24 protein-coding genes and 1 pseudogene are annotated in these 23,070 nt (G+C 36.7%); 12 read left to right on the forward strand and 13 right to left on the reverse strand.

The window, feature by feature from the left end; translation table 11 throughout:
* Positions 1-19: 19 nt before the first annotated feature.
* From AC3WV0_RS12615 to AC3WV0_RS12675, 13 genes are all read right to left on the reverse strand, one after another.
* Positions 20-3,070, reverse strand: coding sequence for a baseplate J/gp47 family protein (locus AC3WV0_RS12615; RefSeq protein ID WP_488846446.1), 3,051 nt, complete (start codon positions 3,068-3,070; stop codon positions 20-22).
* Between the two features lie 87 nt (positions 3,071-3,157).
* On the reverse strand, positions 3,158-3,568 hold the full coding sequence (locus AC3WV0_RS12620) for a GPW/gp25 family protein (protein ID WP_312901376.1): 411 nt from the start codon (positions 3,566-3,568) through the stop codon (positions 3,158-3,160).
* 113 nt (positions 3,569-3,681) lie between these two features.
* The gene (locus AC3WV0_RS12625) at positions 3,682-3,972 is read right to left on the reverse strand and encodes a PAAR domain-containing protein (RefSeq protein WP_228400943.1); all 291 of its coding nucleotides are present in this window, start codon (positions 3,970-3,972) and stop codon (positions 3,682-3,684) included.
* Positions 3,973-3,977: 5 nt separating this feature from the next.
* Positions 3,978-5,723, reverse strand: coding sequence for a type VI secretion system tip protein VgrG (gene vgrG / locus AC3WV0_RS12630; protein WP_488846447.1), 1,746 nt, complete (start codon positions 5,721-5,723; stop codon positions 3,978-3,980).
* 1 nt (position 5,724) lies between these two features.
* On the reverse strand, positions 5,725-6,444 hold the full coding sequence (locus tag AC3WV0_RS12635; RefSeq protein WP_488846448.1) for a CIS tube protein: 720 nt from the start codon (positions 6,442-6,444) through the stop codon (positions 5,725-5,727).
* Complete coding sequence (locus tag AC3WV0_RS12640) at positions 6,444-6,605, reverse strand: DUF5908 family protein (RefSeq protein WP_488846451.1); 162 nt, start codon at positions 6,603-6,605, stop codon at positions 6,444-6,446. Before AC3WV0_RS12640 ends, AC3WV0_RS12635 begins: the two co-directional genes overlap by 1 nt.
* 197 nt (positions 6,606-6,802) lie before the next feature.
* On the reverse strand, positions 6,803-7,270 hold the full coding sequence (locus tag AC3WV0_RS12645) for a phage tail protein (RefSeq protein WP_090001329.1): 468 nt from the start codon (positions 7,268-7,270) through the stop codon (positions 6,803-6,805).
* 2 nt (positions 7,271-7,272) lie between these two features.
* Positions 7,273-7,704: a phage tail protein gene (locus AC3WV0_RS12650; protein ID WP_488846452.1), complete on the reverse strand. Its 432-nt coding sequence runs from the start codon at positions 7,702-7,704 to the stop codon at positions 7,273-7,275.
* Positions 7,705-7,739: 35 nt separating this feature from the next.
* A complete protein-coding gene (locus AC3WV0_RS12655; protein WP_488846453.1) occupies positions 7,740-9,062 on the reverse strand; it encodes a phage tail sheath family protein in 1,323 nt (440 codons plus the stop codon).
* A gap of 17 nt (positions 9,063-9,079) precedes the next feature.
* Positions 9,080-9,517, reverse strand: coding sequence for a phage tail protein (locus AC3WV0_RS12660; protein WP_488846454.1), 438 nt, complete (start codon positions 9,515-9,517; stop codon positions 9,080-9,082).
* 35 nt (positions 9,518-9,552) lie between these two features.
* Positions 9,553-11,271, reverse strand: a complete 1,719-nt coding sequence (locus AC3WV0_RS12665; RefSeq protein WP_488846455.1) for a phage tail sheath family protein — start codon at positions 11,269-11,271, stop codon at positions 9,553-9,555.
* Positions 11,272-11,348: 77 nt separating this feature from the next.
* Positions 11,349-13,064: a phage tail sheath family protein gene (locus AC3WV0_RS12670; RefSeq protein ID WP_488846457.1), complete on the reverse strand. Its 1,716-nt coding sequence runs from the start codon at positions 13,062-13,064 to the stop codon at positions 11,349-11,351.
* A gap of 50 nt (positions 13,065-13,114) precedes the next feature.
* Entirely contained in the window at positions 13,115-13,660 is a 546-nt protein-coding gene (locus AC3WV0_RS12675) for a Pvc16 family protein (protein ID WP_488846459.1), read from the reverse strand.
* A 471-nt stretch (positions 13,661-14,131) separates the two neighbouring features.
* Between AC3WV0_RS12675 and AC3WV0_RS12680 the strand changes: the two genes are divergently transcribed.
* The 12 genes and pseudogenes from AC3WV0_RS12680 to AC3WV0_RS12735 all read left to right on the forward strand — a co-directional run bounded on the left by AC3WV0_RS12680 (position 14,132) and on the right by AC3WV0_RS12735 (position 23,035).
* Positions 14,132-14,452 (forward strand): hypothetical protein, encoded by a 321-nt coding sequence (locus tag AC3WV0_RS12680; RefSeq protein WP_488846460.1) that lies wholly within the window; start codon positions 14,132-14,134, stop codon positions 14,450-14,452.
* Positions 14,453-14,486: 34 nt separating this feature from the next.
* A complete protein-coding gene (locus AC3WV0_RS12685; RefSeq protein ID WP_488846461.1) occupies positions 14,487-15,932 on the forward strand; it encodes a contractile injection system tape measure protein in 1,446 nt (481 codons plus the stop codon).
* Positions 15,933-16,013: 81 nt separating this feature from the next.
* Positions 16,014-17,465 (forward strand): ATP-binding protein, encoded by a 1,452-nt coding sequence (locus AC3WV0_RS12690; RefSeq protein ID WP_488846462.1) that lies wholly within the window; start codon positions 16,014-16,016, stop codon positions 17,463-17,465.
* Between the two features lie 42 nt (positions 17,466-17,507).
* Positions 17,508-17,885: pseudogene (locus AC3WV0_RS12695) on the forward strand (peptidoglycan-binding domain-containing protein); the annotation flags it as partial.
* Between the two features lie 9 nt (positions 17,886-17,894).
* Positions 17,895-20,510 carry a deaminase domain-containing protein gene (locus AC3WV0_RS12700; RefSeq protein WP_488846502.1) on the forward strand — a complete coding sequence of 872 codons (2,616 nt, stop codon included), beginning with the start codon at positions 17,895-17,897 and terminating at the stop codon, positions 20,508-20,510.
* Positions 20,511-20,516: 6 nt separating this feature from the next.
* Complete coding sequence (locus AC3WV0_RS12705) at positions 20,517-20,783, forward strand: hypothetical protein (protein WP_488846463.1); 267 nt, start codon at positions 20,517-20,519, stop codon at positions 20,781-20,783.
* 191 nt (positions 20,784-20,974) lie between these two features.
* Positions 20,975-21,145 carry an Imm74 family immunity protein gene (locus tag AC3WV0_RS12710; RefSeq protein ID WP_488846464.1) on the forward strand — a complete coding sequence of 57 codons (171 nt, stop codon included), beginning with the start codon at positions 20,975-20,977 and terminating at the stop codon, positions 21,143-21,145.
* Between the two features lie 114 nt (positions 21,146-21,259).
* A complete protein-coding gene (locus AC3WV0_RS12715) occupies positions 21,260-21,538 on the forward strand; it encodes an HNH endonuclease (protein WP_488846465.1) in 279 nt (92 codons plus the stop codon).
* Between the two features lie 16 nt (positions 21,539-21,554).
* Positions 21,555-21,803, forward strand: coding sequence for an SMI1/KNR4 family protein (locus AC3WV0_RS12720; protein WP_488846466.1), 249 nt, complete (start codon positions 21,555-21,557; stop codon positions 21,801-21,803).
* Between the two features lie 32 nt (positions 21,804-21,835).
* Entirely contained in the window at positions 21,836-21,964 is a 129-nt protein-coding gene (locus tag AC3WV0_RS12725) for a hypothetical protein (RefSeq protein ID WP_488846503.1), read from the forward strand.
* Positions 21,965-22,122: 158 nt separating this feature from the next.
* The gene (locus AC3WV0_RS12730) at positions 22,123-22,623 is read left to right on the forward strand and encodes a hypothetical protein (protein WP_488846467.1); all 501 of its coding nucleotides are present in this window, start codon (positions 22,123-22,125) and stop codon (positions 22,621-22,623) included.
* Between the two features lie 61 nt (positions 22,624-22,684).
* Positions 22,685-23,035: a hypothetical protein gene (locus tag AC3WV0_RS12735; protein WP_488846468.1), complete on the forward strand. Its 351-nt coding sequence runs from the start codon at positions 22,685-22,687 to the stop codon at positions 23,033-23,035.
* The last annotated feature ends 35 nt before the right edge of the window (positions 23,036-23,070 follow it).

A 23,070-nucleotide genomic window follows, 5' to 3' on the forward strand; every position in this document is an offset into this window, starting at 1 on the left:
GTTTTATTCTTATTAATTATTAAATACATACTTGTTCTGCAATAGTAATCTGGTGCTGTTTGGCAGATACGAGGATCGATTTCGGATCTACTTCGATCAGGGATTTTTTCTGTACAACATCATTCACCAGTATTTTGATCTCATCAATGTAATCCACATAATAGAGTTGTTCCAGGTAATTAATCAGCTGATTAACATTCAGTTCCACATTAAAATCAATATCTTTGGAATCGGTAAAAGCCCATGGCGATATATATTTTTTAATATCTTCATCCAACTGTCTCATGTAAAATGTTTCGTCGTATTGCTCGAAGAACTTTACCTTAGTCTGTACTTTTGCTTCTTTATAGTTAGGATTGATTACCTGAGCCGTAACATGCATCGTATTTAATTCATTGACATAATTCTGAATTTTATTCAGGCTGGCTCTGCTCACTCTCGGCTGATAGACATCAAAAGCATTTTTATTTCTGATATTCGGCACCACCATCAATGTGACATGTCCCGGAGCCATATATGAATTTTCAGAAGTATGATTTAAACATTTTACCTTAAAAACTTCCGGGAATTCCTGCAGTACCAGACTTTCATAATCCCATTGTGTAATGGCTCTGTGCTTGTGTCTTAATCTTTCACTTACACGTCTGTAAAATTCCGTATCTGCCTCTTTGTATTTGCCATCGAATGAATTGTATGGCTGGTTGACAGATTTTACCTGAGGAACCCTCGTTATCAGTTTTGAAATCGTATTGGCTTCCAGACCATTATTCAGATGCGCCAGATCATTGTCCTGATTCTGGAATGTCGCTAAAACAGCCTGTGTATAAATCCCCTGGATTTTACAAACAGCATCATAACTTCTTTTTGATTTGGCCCTGATCCAGACCAATCCATCGGTAAGTCTTGAATGACTTGTATTGAGGTCTTTGGGAATTTTAAATTTAACAATCCCTGACTCCAGGAACTTTCTCGTTTCGTTTTTCAACAGATTATTTGACAGATCGATCCACGTATTATTTGAAAGGATATGCCATTCGATAAATTCTTTTTCATCGAAAGTATCTACCAGAGGATTTTCACTTCCTTCGAGCATCTGGATCAACAGAGAAACGGTAGCTTGTGGCATGGCTTCCAGACCGATGTACAATTCCCCTCCGTTTTGGTGTACGGGAACAATGCTTTTGGTTTCCACTTCTTTTTCATACTGCCCGAATGCATCTTCGTGATATACCTGTACACCTTCACTTTTTGATGCCTCTCCGCTGGAATCTTTGCTCAAATAAGAGTATGCATTTTCTTTAGCGCTGTAATTCAACTCAATATCTTCCGCAAATGGAATATACGGTTCATTCGGAATAAGCTTTTCACTCGAAGGGTTGCTGGATAATGCCAGGGTGTATAATTTAGGATACACATCCTGTAATGCCGACTGATTCAGTGTCAATCTGATAGCCTCACTTGTCCCCGATTCATTGCTTGTGTTATAAATAGAAAATTGGGTACTGTAACCGTTTTCTAATTTTTTAAACAACTCAATTCCATTGCCTTTTTCACGCCATATTTCTTTTTCCAAAAGTGCTGCATCAGCTGTGAAATAGGCGTCTGAACGAACGATTGATGAGCTTTTCAGCGATTCAAAATCTTTTAAGCTAATATTTTGATTCGGCTGAATGACGTATCCGTTGTACAAATCTTTTATTGAATCCGGCGTATTTTTCCAATTGATGGTAATGTCTGCATTCTGCCATTTTTTAGAAAACATTTCAGGACATTTAATGTAGAAATTAGATCCTTTAATGGGCTGTGCTGTAAATGGATAATAAGGTTTTTCGGCATTCAGTGCGCTGCTGTCGTTTTCTATTTCAACAGATTTCACCCCTTTTACATCAACTGCTATTTCTATGTTTTTTACCAGTTTTTCTGAAAGGGCTTCATAAATATCATAATACTTTTCTCCTTCGATCATGAATCTTACCACAGGAAAATCGGTCTGAAATGTTTCCATTAAAACTTCCTTGTTGTATTGCACCACTGCAGGAAAATCTTTGGATAATGTAAAGGAAAGCTCCAGCTGATCGTCGTTGTTTCTTACACATTTTAAAACGATTCCGGATAACCATTCTTTTTCTCCGCTACAAAGCACTTTGATATTATTTTCAATATCGGTGTTTGATAAATTTTGTAATTTTTGTGTTGAATTTTTAATAAAATCAATCTTGACGATAATTGTTCGCTCACCTTCTTTTAAATCAAATAATGAGGATGCTATTGAAAAACCAAGTTTTGCTTTCGGAAGCTCTTTGTAGATTGATTTTCCTGAAGCTGTTTCATCAGCATTGTATCCGAACGGCCACCAGTAATTGCTTTCTGCCGGAAGTTTCTCTCCCAGTCCATCAGCAGAATTGGCTACCGGAGCCATCTTCAGCTCTCTTTTTTTAACATCGTTCAGGAAGCTTTTGATCTCAACCACTTTTGCCTGGTTGGCAATAAGCTCTTCACCTGTTTTGTAAATGCGTTTTTTTCCGTTGGCATCTTTACCACCATCCAGCAGGGTTCCGTCCGGAATTCTTTCCTGAATGGCTTTTTTGGCCAATTCGAAAATCACATAAACTTTATCTGCTTTAGCATCATTTTTTTCAATTTGCAGAATTTCGTTATAGTAGAAATCCAAATGTCTTTTGGTTAAATTATTAAAGGCTTTTTTTGAGAAATCCAATAATTTTAAAAAGCAGACAAATAATGTAAGGTGAGGTGTCAGGCTGCTGTCTTGTTCGAACTGGGAAATAAGATCTGTAACCTGTTTTTTCATACTTTTATACTCAACGCTTTCTCTACGCGGGATAGGATCGGCATCATCACCCAGGAAGAAGTTTCCCCAGTTTCCTTTCGGTGTTGTATTATCATCTTTATCGAAATAGTTTACACGCTGTGCAAAATTGTTTGCGAATAACAGCCAATCAAACAAATCGAAATCGTGTAATTCAAGATTGCCCGGATCTAGTTCTGCTAAAAAGCGCTGCATTTGTGATTTTCCTTCACGATAATGTGAAAATGTATCTGTTTTTTTCATTTGTTTATATTTATCTTTCTATGGTCAGATGCAATATCATGTAGGGTTTGGTAGTATGTAAAATGGCTACAGACATCCCGTAATTCATTATATTTCGGTAGCTTCCCTTTTGTAAAAAGGAAAAACCATATTGCTTCTTGTATTGGTATTTCTTACTTCGTAGTCAATCTCTATCAAAACTTCGCCTTCAAGCTCGTCCTGAGCATCAATTTCGATACTCAGAATATTGATTCTGGGTTCGTGGTATAAAATAGCGCGCTCAATGATTCCTTTCATCTGAGTAATCAGCGTCAGGTCCAATGGCTTAAAGAGCATTTCCTGGAGGTCACATCCGTAATTTGGGAACATGACGCGCTCGCCGGGACGTGTTGACAACAGAATCATAAGACTGTTATTAATGTCTTCCACATCAGTGGTCATTCCCAACGTTCCTTCAGTCTGATTAAACTCAGGCGGAAAACTCCAGCCTATTCCTAAAAAATCTGTATTTATTTTCATACGTTATTTGTTCTATTTAATTGTAACATCTTGCATCTGTAACATAGAGTTTTAGTTGTGATAACCTTTTTGTTATTGATGTTTTTACGTTCTTATTGCAGGAGATTTTTAAATTATCCACCGATTAAAACAGTAGCTTCCCCTGCGGATATTACTCCTCCGTGAGCGGTGGAATCTCCCATTCTTGCTGCCGGTTTTCCGCCGATCAGAACACTTGAAGATCCTGATGCAATGGTATCTAACGGGCCTGTGCATACTGCTTTATCTCCTACTCTTGCTGCAGGTTTCCCGCCGATCAGTACCGTAGGTTCTCCTGCCGGAATAATCGGACCTCCTACATGCGGAACATTTCCTGTCACCATAGGACAGGTGTGCATATCTGTAATTCTTGCTGCCGGTTTCATGATGATTAATTGATTTTAACCTGAGATCCTTTTACTACTGTCACTGCTCCTGATTTAAGTTCAGAGCCTGAGCTTCCTTCCGCTTTGAACTGAGCGCTGGCTTTCACGTTGATGTTAACACCTTCCATATTGATGTCACCTTTTGCTTTGATTTTGATATCTTTTGAGCTTTCGATACTGATCCCGTCTTTATTGAGGGTAAGCATATTAGAATGCTCATCTTCCAGTTTAATGACATCTGCATCTTCGTCCACGATCACTTTTTTGCCTTTCGGAGTTTCCAGGGTGTAAGAAATTTTATCGTCATTAAAGATCATTTTCATTTCGCTTCGGGTTACAAATCCTTTTTCGTGATTATCATCCGAAGCTACAATAGGAGCCGGTTTTGTACTGCTGTTGAGCATTCCTAATACTACTGCATCATTGGGATCATCATTAATAAACCCGATAATCACTTCATCACCGATTTCCGGTCTGAAGAAAGATCCTCTGTTTTCTCCGGCATCCAGGGTGGCTATTCTTGCCCAGATTCCCTCTTCTTCGTTATTAATGATGGGGATTTGTACTAAAATCCTGTCTTCACCATCCGGATCAGATTCCAGTTGTGAAACGATTCCGACATGAAGTCCGCTGATGGTTGGGATAATTCCAGAACCTGGCATTTCACTCACATCATAAGTTTCAGAGAACCATGTGGGAGAAAGTCCGAACTGTGCATCTACCAGCCAGTTTCCATCAACAATTTCGTGACGGACACCTGTGACGTATATTTTCCCATTGAACCGGTTTCCAACTCCCTGAAGTGTTAATGTAACTCCCGGTTTTACCGATGGAATTCCCTGGAATTTCACTCTTCCTCTGGTTTTGGCCAACTGCTGAAAAGTTGCTTTGGCATCGCCCCATTCCTGCAACTCGCCCTGTGTAAGATTTCCACCGTGTTTCAATTGTAAGTCTTCAATTCCAAAGACCTTAGCCAGATCACCGGACGAAAGATTTCCGTTAAGACTGATGGCCGGATCCTGCGCTTCAACTTCTGTCAGTTCCTGATCGGTATAGCTCCAGGTTTTGGCGGTAATTTTACTGAACTGATCTCTTGCATCAATTTCTCCGTCAAATTCATGCACCGATGATCCGTAGACAACAGTTTCCACCGTTTCACCACTGAAATCAGGTTTCGCTACTTTGATCGTTCCATCATCAACAAAACAAAGCTTTCCGTTGGCCTGTGCTCGAGTCAGCATAAAGTCCCAATCGGAAGACTGGTATTGCACCAGTTCTTTATGGGAATTTGAAGTGGCCTCTATATCGGCAGTGGCACCACTGCTGCTAATCAGCTCTTCGATGATATCGCTATCTTTGCTGTCGTAGAAATATTTGCTTTTTCTTCCCAACGTCATTTTTACGGCCTTATCGCGACATTCGATGATGAGGTAAGAAGATCCGTTTCTGACTCTGATATTGTGTTTGACAACAACGCCTTTAAAGATGGTTTCTTCTTCAGAGTGATATCCAGCTGTGATCTCAATTTCTTTTCCCGGAATTAATAAATCTTCATTGCTTAATTTAAAGTCCTGTTCCGGTACGCTTCCGTCTATAATAACAATGCGGGCATAAGGAATTCTGTTGACTTCTTTTTCGACAACAATGCTTTTCACACCATATTTGCCGGGCAATTCTGTGCCTCCGGACATCAATTTGAAAGTTATTAAGTCAGGATTTTTTGCTGTTTGTATGTATCCGCTGTTATTCATCTTATGAAACTTTTTCTATGGGCGGAAAGAACAATTCCTGTCCCGGAATTAATTGTCTGAAATTGATCAGGCCGTTTACTTTAGCCACTTCCAGGTAGTATTTAGAATCTCCGTAAATTCTTTCGGTCATTAATGGTAGTGTATCTCCATCCTTTACTGTTCTTTTGTGGGTAAGGTCTGGTGAGCTACTTTTCTTTCCGGCTTCTTCCAGTTTAGGACTTATAGATTCACTAAACTTTGCTTTTCCGATAGCTCTTAAAGGCTGCCCTTCGTTGTCAAACAATTTATATTCTACAGTAAATTCTGCCAGTACGCCTTTAAATTCAAAATCACCCCAATTAAGAATAACATTATAAGGTTTGTGTATCGGACCAGAAACCTCGCCTGTGGCTTTATAAAAAGCATCAACCTGATCTTTTACAGATGTTTTTTTAAAAGCTTTTCCTTTAATTTTATTGATCAGTTTATTACCAGAATAGGTTTCTGTAACTCCTGTACCATCAAATAAAAATTCTAATTGTAAATCAGTTGAAGGTGATGCAACATATTTTGCATCAGTTTTAGCAGCTCCCGGTAATAGTGGTTTTTCGAGTTCCGTTTTATAGGTTACAGAATATCCTGTAGGATTTAAAAAAGCTGTAAAGGCATGATTTTCAATCCTTTTATCATAATCAGAGTTTTCATAGGTTCCGATCGTAAGTTTTTGAAGTGCTCCTTTCATTATCTTTCTTTTTTTCGTTGTTGAATATGTACTGCCTGCTCTACACTTTCGCTCACTGCCCGCATGATTTTTTCAACATCTACCGATGCTTCATTCGTCGCTGCTGCTGTTTTCTCGTCCACATTGATTTTAATGTGAAGCTCTTTTATTTCTATTGGCATTTCGTTTGTTTTTAATCAACTTTTAAATTAAATATTTAAAAATCAATGATTTAACATGTTTATTTTAAAAAATCCAAGCACATAACGGGTGTGTTCAGTCCTGTGATAGACCAATCTGTTGTTTTTGTGAAAAATATTTTTGCTAAAAGTTATCCTGAGGCAAACACACTTTTAAGTGCTCAGATTTGATTTAGAAATTACAAGCCTAAGCTTGCTAACGATGAAGGTATCGTGAAATATCTGTATTTCAGTTCTATTGTTTCAATAGCCAATTTGCTCTCTTCCGCATTGAATTCTGAAACCTCCCATCGTACCGGGAAGGCTCCGACAACATTCCAGACCATTAAAGGGGCCGTGGACTGCAGTCCTCCGTAAAGAGAAACGACCAGATTCCTGGGCTCAAATTCGAAGTTTTCCATGGCATTTCTGCACCAGCTTATCAGCCCTGAACTTACGATCAATCCGCGCTTAAGAACTAAATTGGGATACTTTGGCCGCAGAGGAAGCTGATGAAGAAATCTGTTTTCGCCTCCTTCGGCATATTCTTCGGTTGAAATATCTGTAGATAAACCAGATACAGACTGAAATCTGGAATCAATACCCTCTGTTGTCGAAATCCCATTAACAATAAAAGAGAAACTGGTTGGAGGATATAAAAGAGCCATAATTAGTTATTTTCAATAGTTAATCCCTCGTGTGCAAGTTCCAGGGTTTCGATCGCTACCTCGTTACCTTCAGCTTTCAGATCTGTAGACTGCATTTTCAATGGGAAAGCATTTTTCAATTTCCATGTCACTGCAGGCTCTCCGTTTTCGTCTAAAAGAGAAATCGTAATTGTTCTTCTCTCCACCGTATTCAGCTGAATCGACTGGAACCATTCAAAAAATTCGTTATCTGCCTTAAAGGTCCCTCTTTTTAATGTGACGTTGTTGTTTACGATCAATCCGGGCATTTTCATCTTGCTGAAATGTGGGCTGGCTCCGTGTCTGTACTCGATCAGACCTGCTTCAATATTCAATCCCGATACTTCCTGAAAACCTACCTTCGTTCCGCCCCAATCTACTTCAAAGGCAAACTTTACTAATGGATATGTACTCATAATTCTTTATATTTAATTGTTATTTAGTTTAATTTTTATGCTTCCTGCAACTTGTGTGAGAAACGAAGTACGATAAATTCTGCAGGACGTACGGCAGCCATACCGATCTCAATGTTCATTCTTCCTTCAAGGATATCCTGGGCAGACATGGTTTTGTTTAAGCCTACGCTCACATAATACGCTTCTTCGGGCTTGCTTCCGGCCAATGCGCCGTCTTGCCACTGCTGATTAAGGAAATTCTCGATCATTGCCTGTACTCTAATCCACGTGTTGGCTGTATTCGGTTCAAAAACAAAACGTTCTGTTGCTTTTTTCACAGATTCTTCCACCATGTTGAAGAAACGGCGTACGGAGATGTACCTCCATTCGTTGCTGTTTCCGTCTAATGTTCTTGCACCCCAAACCAGGATTCCTTTTCCTGTAAATGCTCTGATCGCATTGATGGATCTACCGGTTGCATTTACATTATATTCCATTTGCTCGTCATGAGAGATTTTTACGGTAGGTGCAACTACATAATTAAGTCCTACATTTGCGGGAGCTTTCCATACTCCGGAAGTGCTGTCTACTTTAGCATACACTCCGGCCATTGATGATGATGGAGCCAGTACCACTCTCTTAGATTCGATGGCTTTTTTAATTCTATTATATTTAGCTGAATCTGTAGTTTTTAAATCATCCAAATCTTCAGCACTTCCATTAAAACTAACGGTATTCTTGTTACTATAATTTAAAACTGTTTCTAATTTTGGATAATAAGCGGCTCCATATTTCAGTCTCTTACCACTAGGTCCTACAGAAGGTCCTGTTGTATCTTTAAATTCATCAACATCTCCAACAACATCCATAATGACAAATCTGTCTTTCATTAATTCTGCCTGGTCTAAAGCCAATTCGTATAATCTGTAAGCTCCATCAGCTAAAGCTTCAGCGTCCGGGAAAACAATAAGCGTTGGCTCGTCTTCTTTTTCTAAAGTAGCAAGACCTTTTTCCAAATCAGCTTTCACTACTGAAGCCGGATATCCTGCCGCTGTTCCTGTGGAAACGATATAACATGGTCCGCCTCCATTAGCAAAATACATTTGCATAGCGTAATACATTTTGAAAGGACTGGGAGTTACTTCTGCATTAGTAGTATATACTCCATTGTTTAATGTTTCAGTAATTGCAAAAGATTCTTTGTTTGCTTCTCCGAAAATTGTCTCATATTCCAGCATCGAAGAAATTCTTGTTGGCTCATTTTTTGGTCCCTTTTCAGTGTAACCGATAAAAGCGGGAATAGCTGTTTCTACTTGTGCTACAGATGGTGGGAATTTTGCGATTTCCTCTACGTAGACTCCGGGTGTTTTGTAATTCATTTTTTTAGATTTTTAAATTAATAATTAGTATTTTCAATAGTTAATCCCTCGTGTGCAAGTTCCAAAGTTTCGATTGCAACTTCATTACCTTCAGCTTTCAGATCTGTGGACTGCATTTTCAATGGGAAAGCATTTTTCAATTTCCAGGTTACTGCAGGCTCTCCGTTTTCGTCTAAAAGAGAAATCGTAATTGTTCTTCTCTCCACCGTATTCAGCTGAATCGACTGGAACCATTCAAAAAATTCGTTATCTGCCTTGAAGGTTCCTCTTTTTAATGTGACGTTGTTGTTTACGATCAATCCAGGCATTTTCATCTTGCTGAAATGTGGGCTGGCTCCGTGTCTGTACTCGATCAGACCTGCTTCAATATTCAATCCCGATACTTCCTGAAAACCTACCTTCGTTCCGCCCCAATCTACTTCAAAGGCAAACTTTACTAATGGATATGTACTCATAATTTTTTATATTTAATTGTTATTTAGTTTAATTTTTATGCTTCCTGCAATTTGTGTGAGAAACGAAGCACGATAAATTCTGCAGGACGTACGGCAGCCATACCGATCTCAATGTTCATTCTTCCTTCAAGGATATCCTGGGCAGACATGGTTTTGTTTAAGCCTACGCTCACATAATACGCTTCTTCGGGCTTGCTTCCGGCCAATGCGCCGTCCTGCCACTGCTGATTAAGGAAATTCTCGATCATTGCCTGTACTCTAATCCATGTGTTGGCTGTATTCGGTTCAAAAACAAAACGTTCTGTTGCTTTTTTCACAGACTCTTCCACCATGTTGAAGAAACGACGTACCGAAATGTACCTCCATTCATTGCTGTTTCCGTCTAATGTTCTTGCGCCCCAAACCAGGGTTCCTTTACCTGTGAAAGATCTGATTGCGTTGATTGATTTTCCGAATTCAGGATCTACGTTAAGAGCATCTTGCTGTCTGCCAGAAATCTTTTCTGCTGGTGCTTCTACGAAATTAAGTCCGACATTGGCAGGTGCTTTAAATACGCCTGAGGTACTGTCTACTTTAGCATAAACTCCCGCCATTGATGATGATGGAGCCAACACTACTTTTTTAGACTCAATAGCATTTTTTGCCTGGTTGTAGAAATCCGAATTTGTTGATTTTAATCCTGCTAAGCTGGAGATACCAAATGTACCGGTAACCAAAACATCATCTTCTTTATAATCATAGCTCAAAACTGTTTTTAATTTTGGATAATAAGCAGCACCATATTTTAGACCCGATGCATTGACTCTGTCTCTGAAGTTAATATCATTATCCAGTACATCCATAATGACAAATCTGTCCTTCATCGCTTCTGCCTGATTCAAAGCACTGTTGTACAGAGCGTAAACCTCAGCAATATTAGTAGCACTAATATCAGAAATCACATCATAATATTCAACCGAAGCCTGAGCGTTAGCTGTAGCAGTAATAAGGAGAGTATTATAAATATTTGCAACAGCTAGTGCGGCCGATTCGGCATCTGCAGGATTATCAGCATTCTGAACAACATTCTGAACAGCTTTGACAGCCTGATTTTCGGTAATCTGACTAAGAGTACTTGAATCAGAAATAGGGTAATTAGCAACTTCAGCTTTGACAGCCGCAATAGTAGTCTGCAGATCTTCTCCTCCTGCAACAGCTATAACAACAACATTAGCAACAGCATTGGCCGCATCTTTAGCTTTAGAGGCTAACAACTCATTATCTTCCGCAACCTGAGCGGCTTGTCCTGCTGCAGTAACGTCAGCACCGGAAGGTACCAGCCCCTGAAGATCAGGGAAAACAATAAGTGTCGGCTCGTCTTCTTTTTTAAGTAATTCAAGACCTTTTGATAGCGTTTTATCTGATGTCGTAGACTCTACCAGCACAGGATCTGAGTAACTGCCTACTGAAACAATATAGCAAGGTCCTCCACCATTCGCAAAATACATCTGCAAGGCATAATACATTTTATAATCGCTTACTTTTGTTTGTGTTGCCGTAGCAACGCCGTCTTTGAAAGCTACAGCAAACATTTCCGGATTTGCTTTTCCAAAAAGTTGTTCATACTCCAACATAGAAGAAATTCTTGTTGGTTTATTCTTCGGGCCGTCTGCGGTATATCCGATAAATGCAGGAATAGCCGTTTCAACTTGCGCTACGGAAGGCGGAAATTTTTCATGTTCCTCCACGTAAACTCCAGGGGTTTTGTAATTCATTTGTTAAAATTTTTAATTAAGATTAATTTACCTCGAAGCAGAACTTCGAATGTTTATTCGTGATTGATTATATTCTTTTAAGATAATTGTAATTTGTGCGAGAAATTTAATACGATAAATTCTGCCGGACGTACCAGTGCTATTCCGATTTTTGCATTTAGAATATTAATATCATTAATTTCATCTTTGGTTCCGTCAACCTCTACTTTGTAAGCTTCTTTCGGAGTGCTTCCTGCTAATGCACCCTCGATCCATTGTTGGTTGAGGAAATTTTCCAACATAGTTTTTGCACGTAAATAGGTGAAAGGAATGGTAGGTTCATCAATAAAAGTTTGCAGGGCAATGTTTATCGACTGTTCCATCATATCACAATAGCGACGTACATGCACATATTTCCATACATTGTCTTCAGTCTCTATTTTGTCTCTTCCATCAAAGGTTCTGGCTCCCCAGACTAAAGTCCCTTTTCCGGTAAAAGTTCTGATGGCATTTATTGATCCTGAATCATTTATATTCAGATCCGATTGCTCTTTATCCGAAACTTTTTCGGTCGGTGAAATAACATAATTAAGACTGACATTGGCCGGCGCTTTCCAGACTCCTCTTGTACTGTCTATCCTTCCGTATACGCCTGCCATTGCTGAAGATGGCGGTAATACAACCTTCAGAGATGCCATTTCTTTTTTTATCTGATTGTATAATGCGGAATTGACTGATTCTAAATCTTTCATCGTGATACCGTTTGCTGCCCCTACTTCATCTTTTACAGCAAGAATCGCCGTTTTCAACGCTTCAAATTCGCCACTGAAAACCGGTGTCTCAGCATCCAAATCATCAGGCACCACAAAATCATCGATTGTCCCGTCATAAATGGCTTCCAATACAGCTTTTGACTCTCCGATGGAATGGACTAAATTATCTTTTGCATTACCTTCGTCAGCAGTTTCATTGATTTCTTCTGCGATGGCGATCGCCTGGCTTAATAAATCGGCCAATACAAAACCATTCGCAGATCCCGTTATAATTTCTTCACTTGCGAGATTTTTTAATTCTTCCAAAGCTGCAATTTCACCTGCATACAAACTGGCGCTGGTCTGTCCGTTTTCTTGCAGTCCGGTATGAACGATAGGCGTATTTGTTTCATCAAACGTATAATTCAGAATGGTTGTCAGGTGGGGAAAATACGCTGCAGCGTGTGTCGTAAGTGCTATTTCTTTTCTGAAATTACCAATCGTATTAAGATTGTTTGATTGGATGAAAGAATTTCCGTGATACGTGTCTAATAATATAAACCAGTTTTTCGCTAATGATTCAACCTTATCAATTGCCTGATTATAAATATTGTAAAAATCGGCTTCGTTCAACGACACAGCATCAGGAAAAACAATAATTTTAGGATCATGCGTATCTTTAATCACTCCCAAACCGGTAGCTAAATCGGCAAGTTCAACTTCTCCGGAGGCATAAGTTCCTGCTGAAAAAACCTGACACGGACCGCCACCATTAGCAAAGTACATTTGAAGTGAATAATACATTAAAAACTTTGCTTCCGGAGCTATAAGTTCTATGCCTTTATCTTGCTTATCCTTGATTTGAATATGTTCTTCCTTCGCTTTTCCAAATTTTTTTTCATATTCCAAAAGAGAACTGATATTCAAAGGCTCAGTATGATCAGCGGGTACCAGCTCAGTATACCCAATGAATACCGGAATAGCCGTATCAATTAATGAAACTGAATTGGGAAGCCTGGTAATTTCTTCAACTGAAACACCGGGTGTTGTTGGATTTAGCATGTTTAAAAATTTAAGTTAAAGGTTATTAGTTTTTAGTTTTAGTTTTATGATCAATCGACTTTGATGCTTTTAACATCTACTTCATCAATTAATTCTATATTGATTGGTGGTGTTTCTGCTGCAATTTTTACTACACTTATTTTATAGAATGCAGAAGGCATTACTTTTCCGCCCAGCAGTCCCCAGACATAGCTTAGTTGCTCAAAAGGAATAGAATGCAATTCGATTCTGAACTTTAAATCATTGTATTGCAACACACTGTTTGCCTGAAATATCTCGATAATTTTTGAAATATTTATCAAAGCATTTGAGTATCGCGTCCTGTTTGCGGAGATCATTACGTATAAATTCAAATAAGCCGGGGCAGGCTCCAATTCATAGCGAACCGGTATATTGTCTACTTTTACCTGATTATATCTTGAAGCGTTTTTCATTGTAGATTCTTCCTCAACGCTCACTAAAGTGATTACCACTTTATTGTCGAGACCTGAGGTATCATCTTCATGCTTCCCTATGTTATCCACAACTACAATATCATGTAAATCAGTTGCACCATTGAGCGTATCTTTTAAAACCGTTAGTACATTATCAATCATAATTTTTTGCTCTTTATTATTATGGTGCAAACATACAATTACACCCAATCAAAAGACAAATATTTTGAGGTCTCAAACCTGTCTTTGCAGTAAATAAAATTTTAACATTTTATAAAAATTCAAAAATAATAGATTTATAAATGATTATTAATCAATATTTTAAATATTCAAATAAAAATAATAACTCAAATTAAAAATTCTCCTATTCCAGCGATGGTGAAATGATACCGTCTCATTTTGACAGAAAAAAATTCTTATCTAGGGATAAAAGTATAAGTAAAATTCAATGGCAATTTTTTTAAGAAGTAGTATTCGTTTTATAATCAGACATTTTCTAAAATTCTAACGATGATTCCTTAAAGATGATTTTGATTTTTACTGCAAAGACAGAACGGAGAACCCTCATAATTAGTCAGATGGAATTTCTTGCTCTAATTTTGACCCCAATAATAATCTTAAAACTTAAATCGTATGAATATTAAAACACTTTTTGGCAAGCGCAATGAAATCATTGGCGGCCATTTTAATGAATTACGTTCAAAACTGGGCATGGCGAATCAAAATGAAGAAGATATTTTCTCTTTACGTGAAGAAATCTGTAATGCCTGTCCTCTAAAAAACGGCAATAACTGCAACGCCATGAAATGGATGAATCCTGATACACTGGAAGTTGTAGATGCGCAAAAAAACGGATTTATCCGAGGTTGCGGATGCAGATTAAGCGCCAAGCAAAGATCAAAACTGAGCCTTTGCCCGGCTGGTTTTTGGGGAGGAGAATTTGACAAGAAATAAAGCTATCAGTATTACATAATTTAATCTATTTGAAGTGAAGCAGGATCATATCATTCAGAAAGTTTTTGTTGAAGTTACCGTCAGCAACAAAGAAAAAGCCTATCGCATAAAAGATGATATCAGCAGCTTTTTGTCCGTAGATGTTTTCCCGGAAATAGAAAAATACATCAATAGTATTGAGCATAAATTAGGAGGTCACACTTTGCAAATTCCCCGGCTGGAACTGAATCTGAATATAAAAAACAGCTCGCTGAATACTGAATTAAGAGATAAAATCACACAACTTTTTAAAGAAGAATTGTCAGAAATAGCCATGGACAGTGAAATGTCCGATTTGCAAACTGAAAAGGATTCTAAAGCATATCGGATTGATACTCAGGAAAAAATGATCCAGACCTTTATCTTTTTTTTGGAAAACGGATCTATGCCCTGGTGGAACTCTGATAAAAAAGCTATTGGTTTCCTGGAAAAACCGGTATTTGAAAATATTATTGCAGCTAAAAACTTTCAGAAAAGTATAATTTCTGTTTTGGCAAAGCAACATGTTCAGGACAGGATCATTAATCAGCTTTCTGACGGACAAATTTCCCAATTGTGCCTGGCTGTTTTAGAAAATAAAGAATTAAAGATCAATTTGGAAGCTGAAATTATCCGGCATATATCAAAATTAAATCATCCGGACAGAATCACTGTATGGCGACTTGTTTTGCGTTTGCTGTCGGAATATCTGATGTCATCAGGCAGTAATCTCCAGGAATATTTTTTACGACAAATTTTAAAAGCAGGGCTTTCCGATGTAAAAGGTTTTGAAAATTGGAAAACGGTTGTTGATATATTTCCTTTTATGAAAGAAAAAGAAATTCTTGAAGGGATTGAAAGTTTTAAAACGGATATAAAAGATCAGGTTGAAAATGTAAAAACTCCTGAAGAAATAATGCATCAAAATAATTCAGCAATCCATGATGATGTAAACGTAAATGTAAATGACGGGCAGTACATTCAAAACGCAGGACTTATCCTGATACATCCGTTCATCAAAACCTTTTTTGAACATTGTGATCTTATCCATGCAGAAACTCAGGAACTTATTGATCCTGAATTGTGTGCGCATTTATTACATTATATTGCCACCGGAACAACAAATGCTCCTGAATATGACATGACTTTTGAAAAATTCTTATGTAATATTCCGATGAATCAAACCATCAACAGGCATATTAAACTTTCACGCAAGCATAAAACGCAAGCTAAGAATGTGATAGATAGTGTTCAGCACAACTGGAATCCGATGAAGCATTCATCCGTAGCATTATTGCAAAATGAGTTTTTTCAGCGTCCGGGTAAACTGGTTGTCACCGACCATGATTATACCCTCACCGTAGAGCGGAAAACGCAGGATATTTTACTCGAAAAACTAGCCTGGGGAATTGGTCTGGTAAAATTGCCCTGGAAGGAAAAATTCATCTTTGTGAATTGGTAATGACAGTTTTGCATTAAAAACACAGTTTCCGAATATTTCTCCCGCATTAAAATATTGTTCCAACAACCTCAACTTATAAGTATGAAATCTCCTGTTACCTACGAAAAATCATTGATGAAAACAAAGATCAATGAAAAAGCCGAAAAATTTAATCATTTATTTCAAATCAATGAAGTAGACCATCATTCCTTAAGTGAAGAAATGAAATGGCTGGAATCGCTTATTGAAATGCGGTGCAAACAATTGTTTTTAGAAGATGAAGCAGAATTAAATATTGTGTCTGAAGTTCCTGAGCCACCGAAATCAGATAGTGAATCTCCTTATTCAGTTATTGTAAATACACTTCAGCTCACGGCGATTGACAGGGTAATTTTAGCTCTGGGTATTGCTTCAGCGCATTATCCGTCGATATTAAAAATATTTGTGCAAATAGAAGAAAGCAGTAATGCTTTTGCGATTGAGGCGGGTGGCGAATACAATAAGTTTAACCGCAGTTTTAAACCAACTTTCCAGACTGCGCTTTTTTTGCTGGCCGGGAAAAATTTATCGTTATGGTCACACTACAGCGCACAGCTCATCAACGGAAGTGTTCTTTTACAAAACGACATTGTTTATAACCGCTCTTCATCAGAATTCATTCATGGAAAAATTGAATTGGATACGGCCTATCTGAATTATTTTTTATCAGGCAAAAAACCGCAACTGGACCATGGCTCTTACTTTCCGGGGAAGCTGTATAAATCTGACCTGACCATGGACGATATTATTCTGGAAAATAACGTCAGGGAGCAAATAAAACCTATCGGACATTATATCAATGCTTTGGAAAATGGCTTTTTTAAAAATAATGAACATGGCTTTAAACCCGGTTTTATTGCTTTATTTTACGGAGCACCGGGAACAGGAAAAACCATGCTGGCAGGAATTCTTGCCAATACGTATGGTATCGACATGTACCATGTGGACCTCTCTCAGGTAGTCAGCAAATACATTGGTGAAACGGAGAAAAATCTTGAAGTGCTGTTCAACCGGCTACAGGGAAAAAACTGTATGCTGTTTTTTGACGAAGCGGATGCCTTGTTTGGAAAACGTTCTGATGTAAAAGATGCTCACGATCGTTATGCCAACCAGGAAGTTTCTTACTTATTGCAGCGAATAGAAAAATTTGACGGATTAACCATTCTTGCTTCTAACTTTGAGAACAATATGGACGATGCCTTTAAGCGCCGTATAGACGTTTCTATCAATGTCATAAGACCCACAGAAGTTACCAGAGAATCACTTTGGAAGCATTATCTTCCTAATAATATAACCTTTGAAAGTGATGAACTTTTAAAACATTTGGCTAAAGAATATGCGTACACCGGAGCCAATATCCGAAATATTATGAAAAATGTGGCCATGGCACTACATGACCGTGAGGAAACTATAATTACGCATTCATTACTAAGCACTTATTTAACCATAGAAAACGAAAAAGCTTTTGGGAAAAACCAGTCCCGCCTCATTCCGTTTGTCCAAAAATCAGAATAAGACTTTGTCCGGCAGAATGAATTTTATCTAATAACCAATACCATGAGCAGACATAAAAAAACATTTGCGCCCAGGGCCAGCAGGTCCGGATCGCAAAATATCCATCGTAAAGAAGATGAAGAAAATCAAGAAAAAATTACCAGTCAGGATGTTACCATCTCCCTCGCCAAAACAGAAGTCACCCAAATAACGTACGGTTTTTTTAGAAACAGAGCATTTAAAAAGGTAGAAAATGGTTCAGTGACTATAAAGTTTTTAGAAAAAGGGCCGCATGTTTTAATTCTCCATAAAGCGCTCAATACACTAGGCTATAAAGCCGTTGGAAACGGATCTTCTTTTTGGAAGGAGACGAAAATGGCACTTATAAGTTTTCAACAGAAGAATAATATTACTGCAACAGGAATTTTTAACAGGGAGACATTGTTGAAAATGGATGAGGTGTTGGGGAAAACTAAAGATGAAAAACCTAAAAAGGATGATGCCGTCTTATCAGCAACAGAAAAACCTAAAACCAATAATTCTATAGATGATGACTCTGTTATTCATACTATTGTTGTAGCAAAAAACCAGAAATTTAATGGTAAACTCATTCAGACCGATGAAGATCTTAACCATTTTGCAGAGCAACAAATGAAGTTGACCCGCCATCTGAAGTGGAATCCAAAATTTACTGATGAAAAGGTGAAAGATATAGTTGCCAAAGGAGGATCTGTAAATTACAGAATATCGGCTAAAGAACATACCATAGAAAAAGAAACTGAAGCTTTATCACCCAATAAAAAACAATTTATCCGGAATCCGGCAAGTACTGCAGATTATATTCAAAATACACGTATTCTAGACCTTTTAAAACAATTGTCGGAGGAGGAAATAGCCGATTATAAAAGTAAAGTATCGAAGGAAACAGATAATTTAACGGCTATTGAAGAGTCGCTGAAAGCGTATATCAAAGAACGGGACAAAAACCTTAAAAACCGTGATGAATTAGAATCTGTAAAAACCAAACTTTATGGTTTAGAAGAATTGTATGATAAATATATTAAATATCTCGGTATTTCTACGACTACCAACATAGGAAGTATTAAAGAACCTATTATTGTCGAGAATCCAATGCACTCACTTGCAGAAAAGGAACTTACTGAAGCAATGAAAGCCAATGGTTTTGCCAGTATCAAAGAATTTGAAGATTATATTAGACGTTACGAAAATGCTTTTGAAACCGAAACCATTCGCATTGGCGTTGAAATGCTGCAGCGTTACAAACATACGTTATATGAAGAAGAAAAGAGGTTAAACAATAACGCTTTTTTAGACTCTCTACTACAAGGGATTATAAAATCTGAGGCTAAAGAAAGCTATAAAGAATCCTCAGATTCTAAACCTTATTTTTATGACAATAAATTATCCGAAGCCGAGAGAGAATTTAAAAATAAAATGGAAGCTCATGCCAAAAGTAAAAAAACTGAAGGCAATAAAGCAATAAGCAACTTATCATCTATAAATCCGCTAGTTAACGATTCGGCTTTTGATAAAGAAGAGTTTGCAGAAATAAGTAATAAAAAAGATTTAAAAGAATTTCTGAGTGAATACATCACTTCACAAAACGAAAAAGTAGATCGTGTAATCAATAATATCACAGAGAATCCCGAGCATATTTATGAGCTTGACAATTTATTCAAAGATTCTTACAAAAAACAACATATTGAAAAAGGAAGTATTTATGATCGTATTATTACCGCAAAATATGACCGTTTAAAAGGTTTAGAAATACTGTTAGCTATTTGCGAAGGTATTTTTGCACTTGCGCTTATCGTGGTAACCTGGGGCGCCGCCACTCCGGTAGTCATTGCAGGGGGTGCCTTGTCTTTAGCAGTGAGTATTGATGTTGCCTACAACACAATAAAAGAATACAAAGACAATAAAGAATTTCATGATGTCGGTTTACTCTCTGATGATCCGAGTTTGGTTTGGGTAGTCGTTGCCATTGCAGGAGTTGCGTTAGATGCAGCAGCATTGGGAGCTGTATTAAAATCTGCGAAGCCTATTGCCGCAGCCGGCAAAGCCTTTAATGAAGCAGAGGATGCCACAAATGCAATAGCCAAACTTGAAAGTGATTTGGCTAAAATTGAAGGTCTTGAGGAAAGAGTACAGCAAAATATTGTAAGACAGGCCAAAACCCAGGCTCAGGAGAAAAAAATATTAGACGGTTTTGTAAAAGCCCGACAGCTTACTTATGCCACAATTCCCGGACTTCCCCAGGCAGGCGAATTGTTAGCCAGAGCAGTATTTGCTATTCGAAAAGGAATTGTTACATTTGATAGCTTTATAGCCGAGCTAAAATTAGCCAAAGTAATAAAAGAAACGGGATTAAACCCCGAAGAGCTGCTTGCGGTGAAAAATGCTTTTGAAGAAGCAAGAACTTTAGCCAAAGATGAAAAACTAATTGCTGAACTTGAGAAAGCTATTGCTGAGAATGATGTGGCGAAGGTGAAAAGTTTGCTGGGGGAAAAAGATAACCTGCCTTCTAAATTAGTAGAAGATCAAAATATTTATAGAGGCTCTTCAAAAGAGTATTCGCTAGCCAAGAAACATTTAAATGAATATATAACAGGGGAAATTTATAAAATAAAGAAAATGAAAATTCCTGAAGAAGCCAAATTAGAATTAATTGCAAATCTTCAGAGAAAAAATAAAGCTTATATCGAAGGTAATATTGAAAATCTAAAATTTAATAAAATGGAAGTACGAAAGAGTGGTGATGAATATATTGGAAAACAAATTTTTGAAGCTTATAAAGTAGATAAAGTAGGAGGAATAAATACACCTGATGCTTGGTTAAGAAATGCTGATACAGAATATGTAATGTTATCAGAAATAGCGGAACAATTAGGAGCAAAAAAAGGAGGAATATATCCTCAAATAAAAGGGGAAATCTCAATAGTATCAGAACTACCCTATTGTATGTCTTGCCAAGGAGTGATACAAGATTTTAGTAAAATGTTTCCAAATGTAAAAATTAATTTAATAGATAACTTAAAATATTAATAAAAAATGAAAATAAAAAAGATAATGTATGCTCCGATAGCAGTTGTTCAATTTACCTACAAGTTCAATAAAGAAAATAATACAAATATAGAAAGAGAAAATGTTGAATATTTAGATGGTTCTCCTTTTGTTACAATTGATTTTAAAGAAACTAATCAGGACTTAGTATTCGAATACTCTTATGAATTAGGTAGAATTCAAAACTATTTAGCAAAGAGAGGAGAAGAATTATTACCATTGGCAGATTATCCTTTTCCTCCGGAACAAGAATAGATAAAACAGAAGAGACAGTCTCAAAAGGGCTGTCTCTTTTCGTGCCAAGCTAAAAATATTTTTTTCTAGTTTGTATTTGAAAATTTTGAAAAAGGAAGATAAAAACGTAAATATAAACACTAACGCCGCCTATGCAGATCAAGTTTCAACAGAAATAAGCAAATATATTTGAACGAATAAAAATAAACCTCATGGAAATTAAAAATATTACAGGAACAAGAGGCTCTATTACAGTGCAAATAGATGATAAGACAATCATTATAACTGGAGAACTAACTGTTACACCAGTATTTTATGCTGATACAGATTCTATAAAAAATTGGGAGTCACCACACGAAAATGCTAATATCAGAAGACGATAAATTAGAAATAATTAGATTAATTGAGGAAAAAACTAAAGATGCTAAAGTTCCGATTGTATTTGATTAAGAATATATAAATGCAGAAAACTACTTTTAATCAATTAAGAGTAGTTTTTGTTTCACAAATGTACTAGATCCAAAACACTAGGGATAGATCCTATAACAGGAGTAGAAAGTCCTGCCGATTTTGCCAATGCATGGAAAGCTATGGGGATTGAACCATCAATCGGCTCAAAAATTTTAACTAAATTAAAATTGACATGGCATCATTTAGATGATTTAGACGGAAATTTAAAAGGTACTATGCAATTAATTATACGAGACATCCATGAAAAAACTTTACCCCATATGGGAAGCCATGTTCAAATAAAAACTGTTTTAGGTATAAACTAATTTTAAATATAAGAATATGATTGATTTTGAAATAGAAAATAAACTCATTACCCCAGAAGAATTAAATGAATTTGAAAAAGAAATAGGGCTACCACTACCTCAAGATTATAAAGACCATATGTTAAAATATAATGGAGGATCTCCATTGAGTTACTATATTTATTTTGGAGAGCCTGATGATGGCATACTGTTATCCGGTTTTAAATCTATTAAATATGGTACTTCTCTTGTCGAAAAACAAGACTATTTACAAAAAATTATCTAAGTATTGGTTATATAGAAACCGGTTATCTAGCAATATCTCTAGATGAAAAAGATTATGGAAATATTTTTGTGTATTACTCAGAAGCAGAATTAGAATTTTTAGCTTCATCTTTTAATGAGTTTTTAGAAGGGCTGGTTGATTATACCGATATATTTGAATAATCGCTATTTGCTAATGGAAGTATCACCATCATAAGATTATACTTTTACTGTACAAGAACAAGTATAAAAATACAAAAAACGGTTAACTAAAAAGTTATCCGTTTTTTTAAAACTTAGCTACTGCACAAACACACATGAATCGGTTGAACGTAAAAGAAATGCAGCAATTACTAGAAAATGAATCAGACGGAAATGAATTATATGATTTACTAATAGATTGCGGAAAAAAATATCATTGGACACTTCAGGAGAAAAATGAGTTAAAGAATATCATTGTAAAATTATGTGACCATCCAAGCGAACAAGCTCGTAGCGCATCCATCAGGGTTTTATGTTTCTATTGGGGAATGGAAGAATTTAGAGATAAAGCGTGGGGAATGTTTTCCAACGATGAAGATGATGAGGTAAGATCTGATGCTCTGATGAGTTGGGCAAATACATATCGTAAGGAGAATAAAGCATCAGTTATGAAAAAACTCTATTCAATTTTAGAAGATAAAGACACTGATGTTAGTATTAGGGAAACAGCTTATAGATGTATAATTTATGTATCTCCTTTAGCCTCTGAAAACAGACCAAATCAAATTTTAGATTGGGATCATTTTGATGAAAATGTAGATTGGAAATTAATAGAGAAATTAATTTCAGAAGCAGAATAGTTTTAAATTGAGGTTTAAGGAAGACTGTCCTTTAGTAATTATAAATTAAATCTAAAAAAATATGATCAAAAAAATTGAAATAACCAGACAAAAACTATTTGATGGTGATGAGAAAAAATGTTTACAGGAAGTTTTTGAAATTGAAAATCAGAAAATCAAATTGATTGATTTTTACAATAAACCGCTGCGGGATCTAAAAAAAGAAATAGATGAAGAAAGTTTTGATATCATCATTAAAGAAAACAGATTTAACGTAAATACAGGATTTATTGAAAAATATACATCTGAAGAAGGTTTAGAAATACATTATTTAAAAAACAATGATTCCATTTATCTATTCTCGTATGGAGAATATCAGCCGGCAAGATATATGCTGTTTTTAGAGGGTATTTGGCAATTTTATAATGTGTAAATTGAATTAGTCAATACTTAATCTAACAGTTACAA

This window comes from Chryseobacterium sp. 27AL, assembly GCF_057815395.1.

Coding starts and splice junctions, on each gene's coding strand:
- AC3WV0_RS12665 (WP_488846455.1), bottom strand. CDS start 11,271: ATGAATTACAAAACCCCTGGAGTTTACGTGGAGGAACATGAAAAATTT.
- AC3WV0_RS12730 (WP_488846467.1), top strand. CDS start 22,123: ATGCAGCAATTACTAGAAAATGAATCAGACGGAAATGAATTATATGAT.
- AC3WV0_RS12680 (WP_488846460.1), top strand. CDS start 14,132: ATGAATATTAAAACACTTTTTGGCAAGCGCAATGAAATCATTGGCGGC.
- AC3WV0_RS12705 (WP_488846463.1), top strand. CDS start 20,517: ATGAAAATAAAAAAGATAATGTATGCTCCGATAGCAGTTGTTCAATTT.
- AC3WV0_RS12700 (WP_488846502.1), top strand. CDS start 17,895: ATGGATGAGGTGTTGGGGAAAACTAAAGATGAAAAACCTAAAAAGGAT.
- AC3WV0_RS12650 (WP_488846452.1), bottom strand. CDS start 7,704: ATGAGTACATATCCATTAGTAAAGTTTGCCTTTGAAGTAGATTGGGGC.
- AC3WV0_RS12675 (WP_488846459.1), bottom strand. CDS start 13,660: ATGATTGATAATGTACTAACGGTTTTAAAAGATACGCTCAATGGTGCA.
- AC3WV0_RS12660 (WP_488846454.1), bottom strand. CDS start 9,517: ATGAGTACATATCCATTAGTAAAGTTTGCCTTTGAAGTAGATTGGGGC.
- AC3WV0_RS12640 (WP_488846451.1), bottom strand. CDS start 6,605: ATGCCAATAGAAATAAAAGAGCTTCACATTAAAATCAATGTGGACGAG.
- AC3WV0_RS12735 (WP_488846468.1), top strand. CDS start 22,685: ATGATCAAAAAAATTGAAATAACCAGACAAAAACTATTTGATGGTGAT.
- AC3WV0_RS12620 (WP_312901376.1), bottom strand. CDS start 3,568: ATGAAAATAAATACAGATTTTTTAGGAATAGGCTGGAGTTTTCCGCCT.
- AC3WV0_RS12710 (WP_488846464.1), top strand. CDS start 20,975: ATGGAAATTAAAAATATTACAGGAACAAGAGGCTCTATTACAGTGCAA.
- vgrG (WP_488846447.1), bottom strand. CDS start 5,723: ATGAATAACAGCGGATACATACAAACAGCAAAAAATCCTGACTTAATA.
- AC3WV0_RS12625 (WP_228400943.1), bottom strand. CDS start 3,972: ATGAAACCGGCAGCAAGAATTACAGATATGCACACCTGTCCTATGGTG.
- AC3WV0_RS12645 (WP_090001329.1), bottom strand. CDS start 7,270: ATGGCTCTTTTATATCCTCCAACCAGTTTCTCTTTTATTGTTAATGGG.
- AC3WV0_RS12655 (WP_488846453.1), bottom strand. CDS start 9,062: ATGAATTACAAAACACCCGGAGTCTACGTAGAGGAAATCGCAAAATTC.
- AC3WV0_RS12720 (WP_488846466.1), top strand. CDS start 21,555: ATGATTGATTTTGAAATAGAAAATAAACTCATTACCCCAGAAGAATTA.
- AC3WV0_RS12615 (WP_488846446.1), bottom strand. CDS start 3,070: ATGAAAAAAACAGATACATTTTCACATTATCGTGAAGGAAAATCACAA.
- AC3WV0_RS12670 (WP_488846457.1), bottom strand. CDS start 13,064: ATGCTAAATCCAACAACACCCGGTGTTTCAGTTGAAGAAATTACCAGG.
- AC3WV0_RS12690 (WP_488846462.1), top strand. CDS start 16,014: ATGAAATCTCCTGTTACCTACGAAAAATCATTGATGAAAACAAAGATC.
- AC3WV0_RS12635 (WP_488846448.1), bottom strand. CDS start 6,444: ATGAAAGGAGCACTTCAAAAACTTACGATCGGAACCTATGAAAACTCT.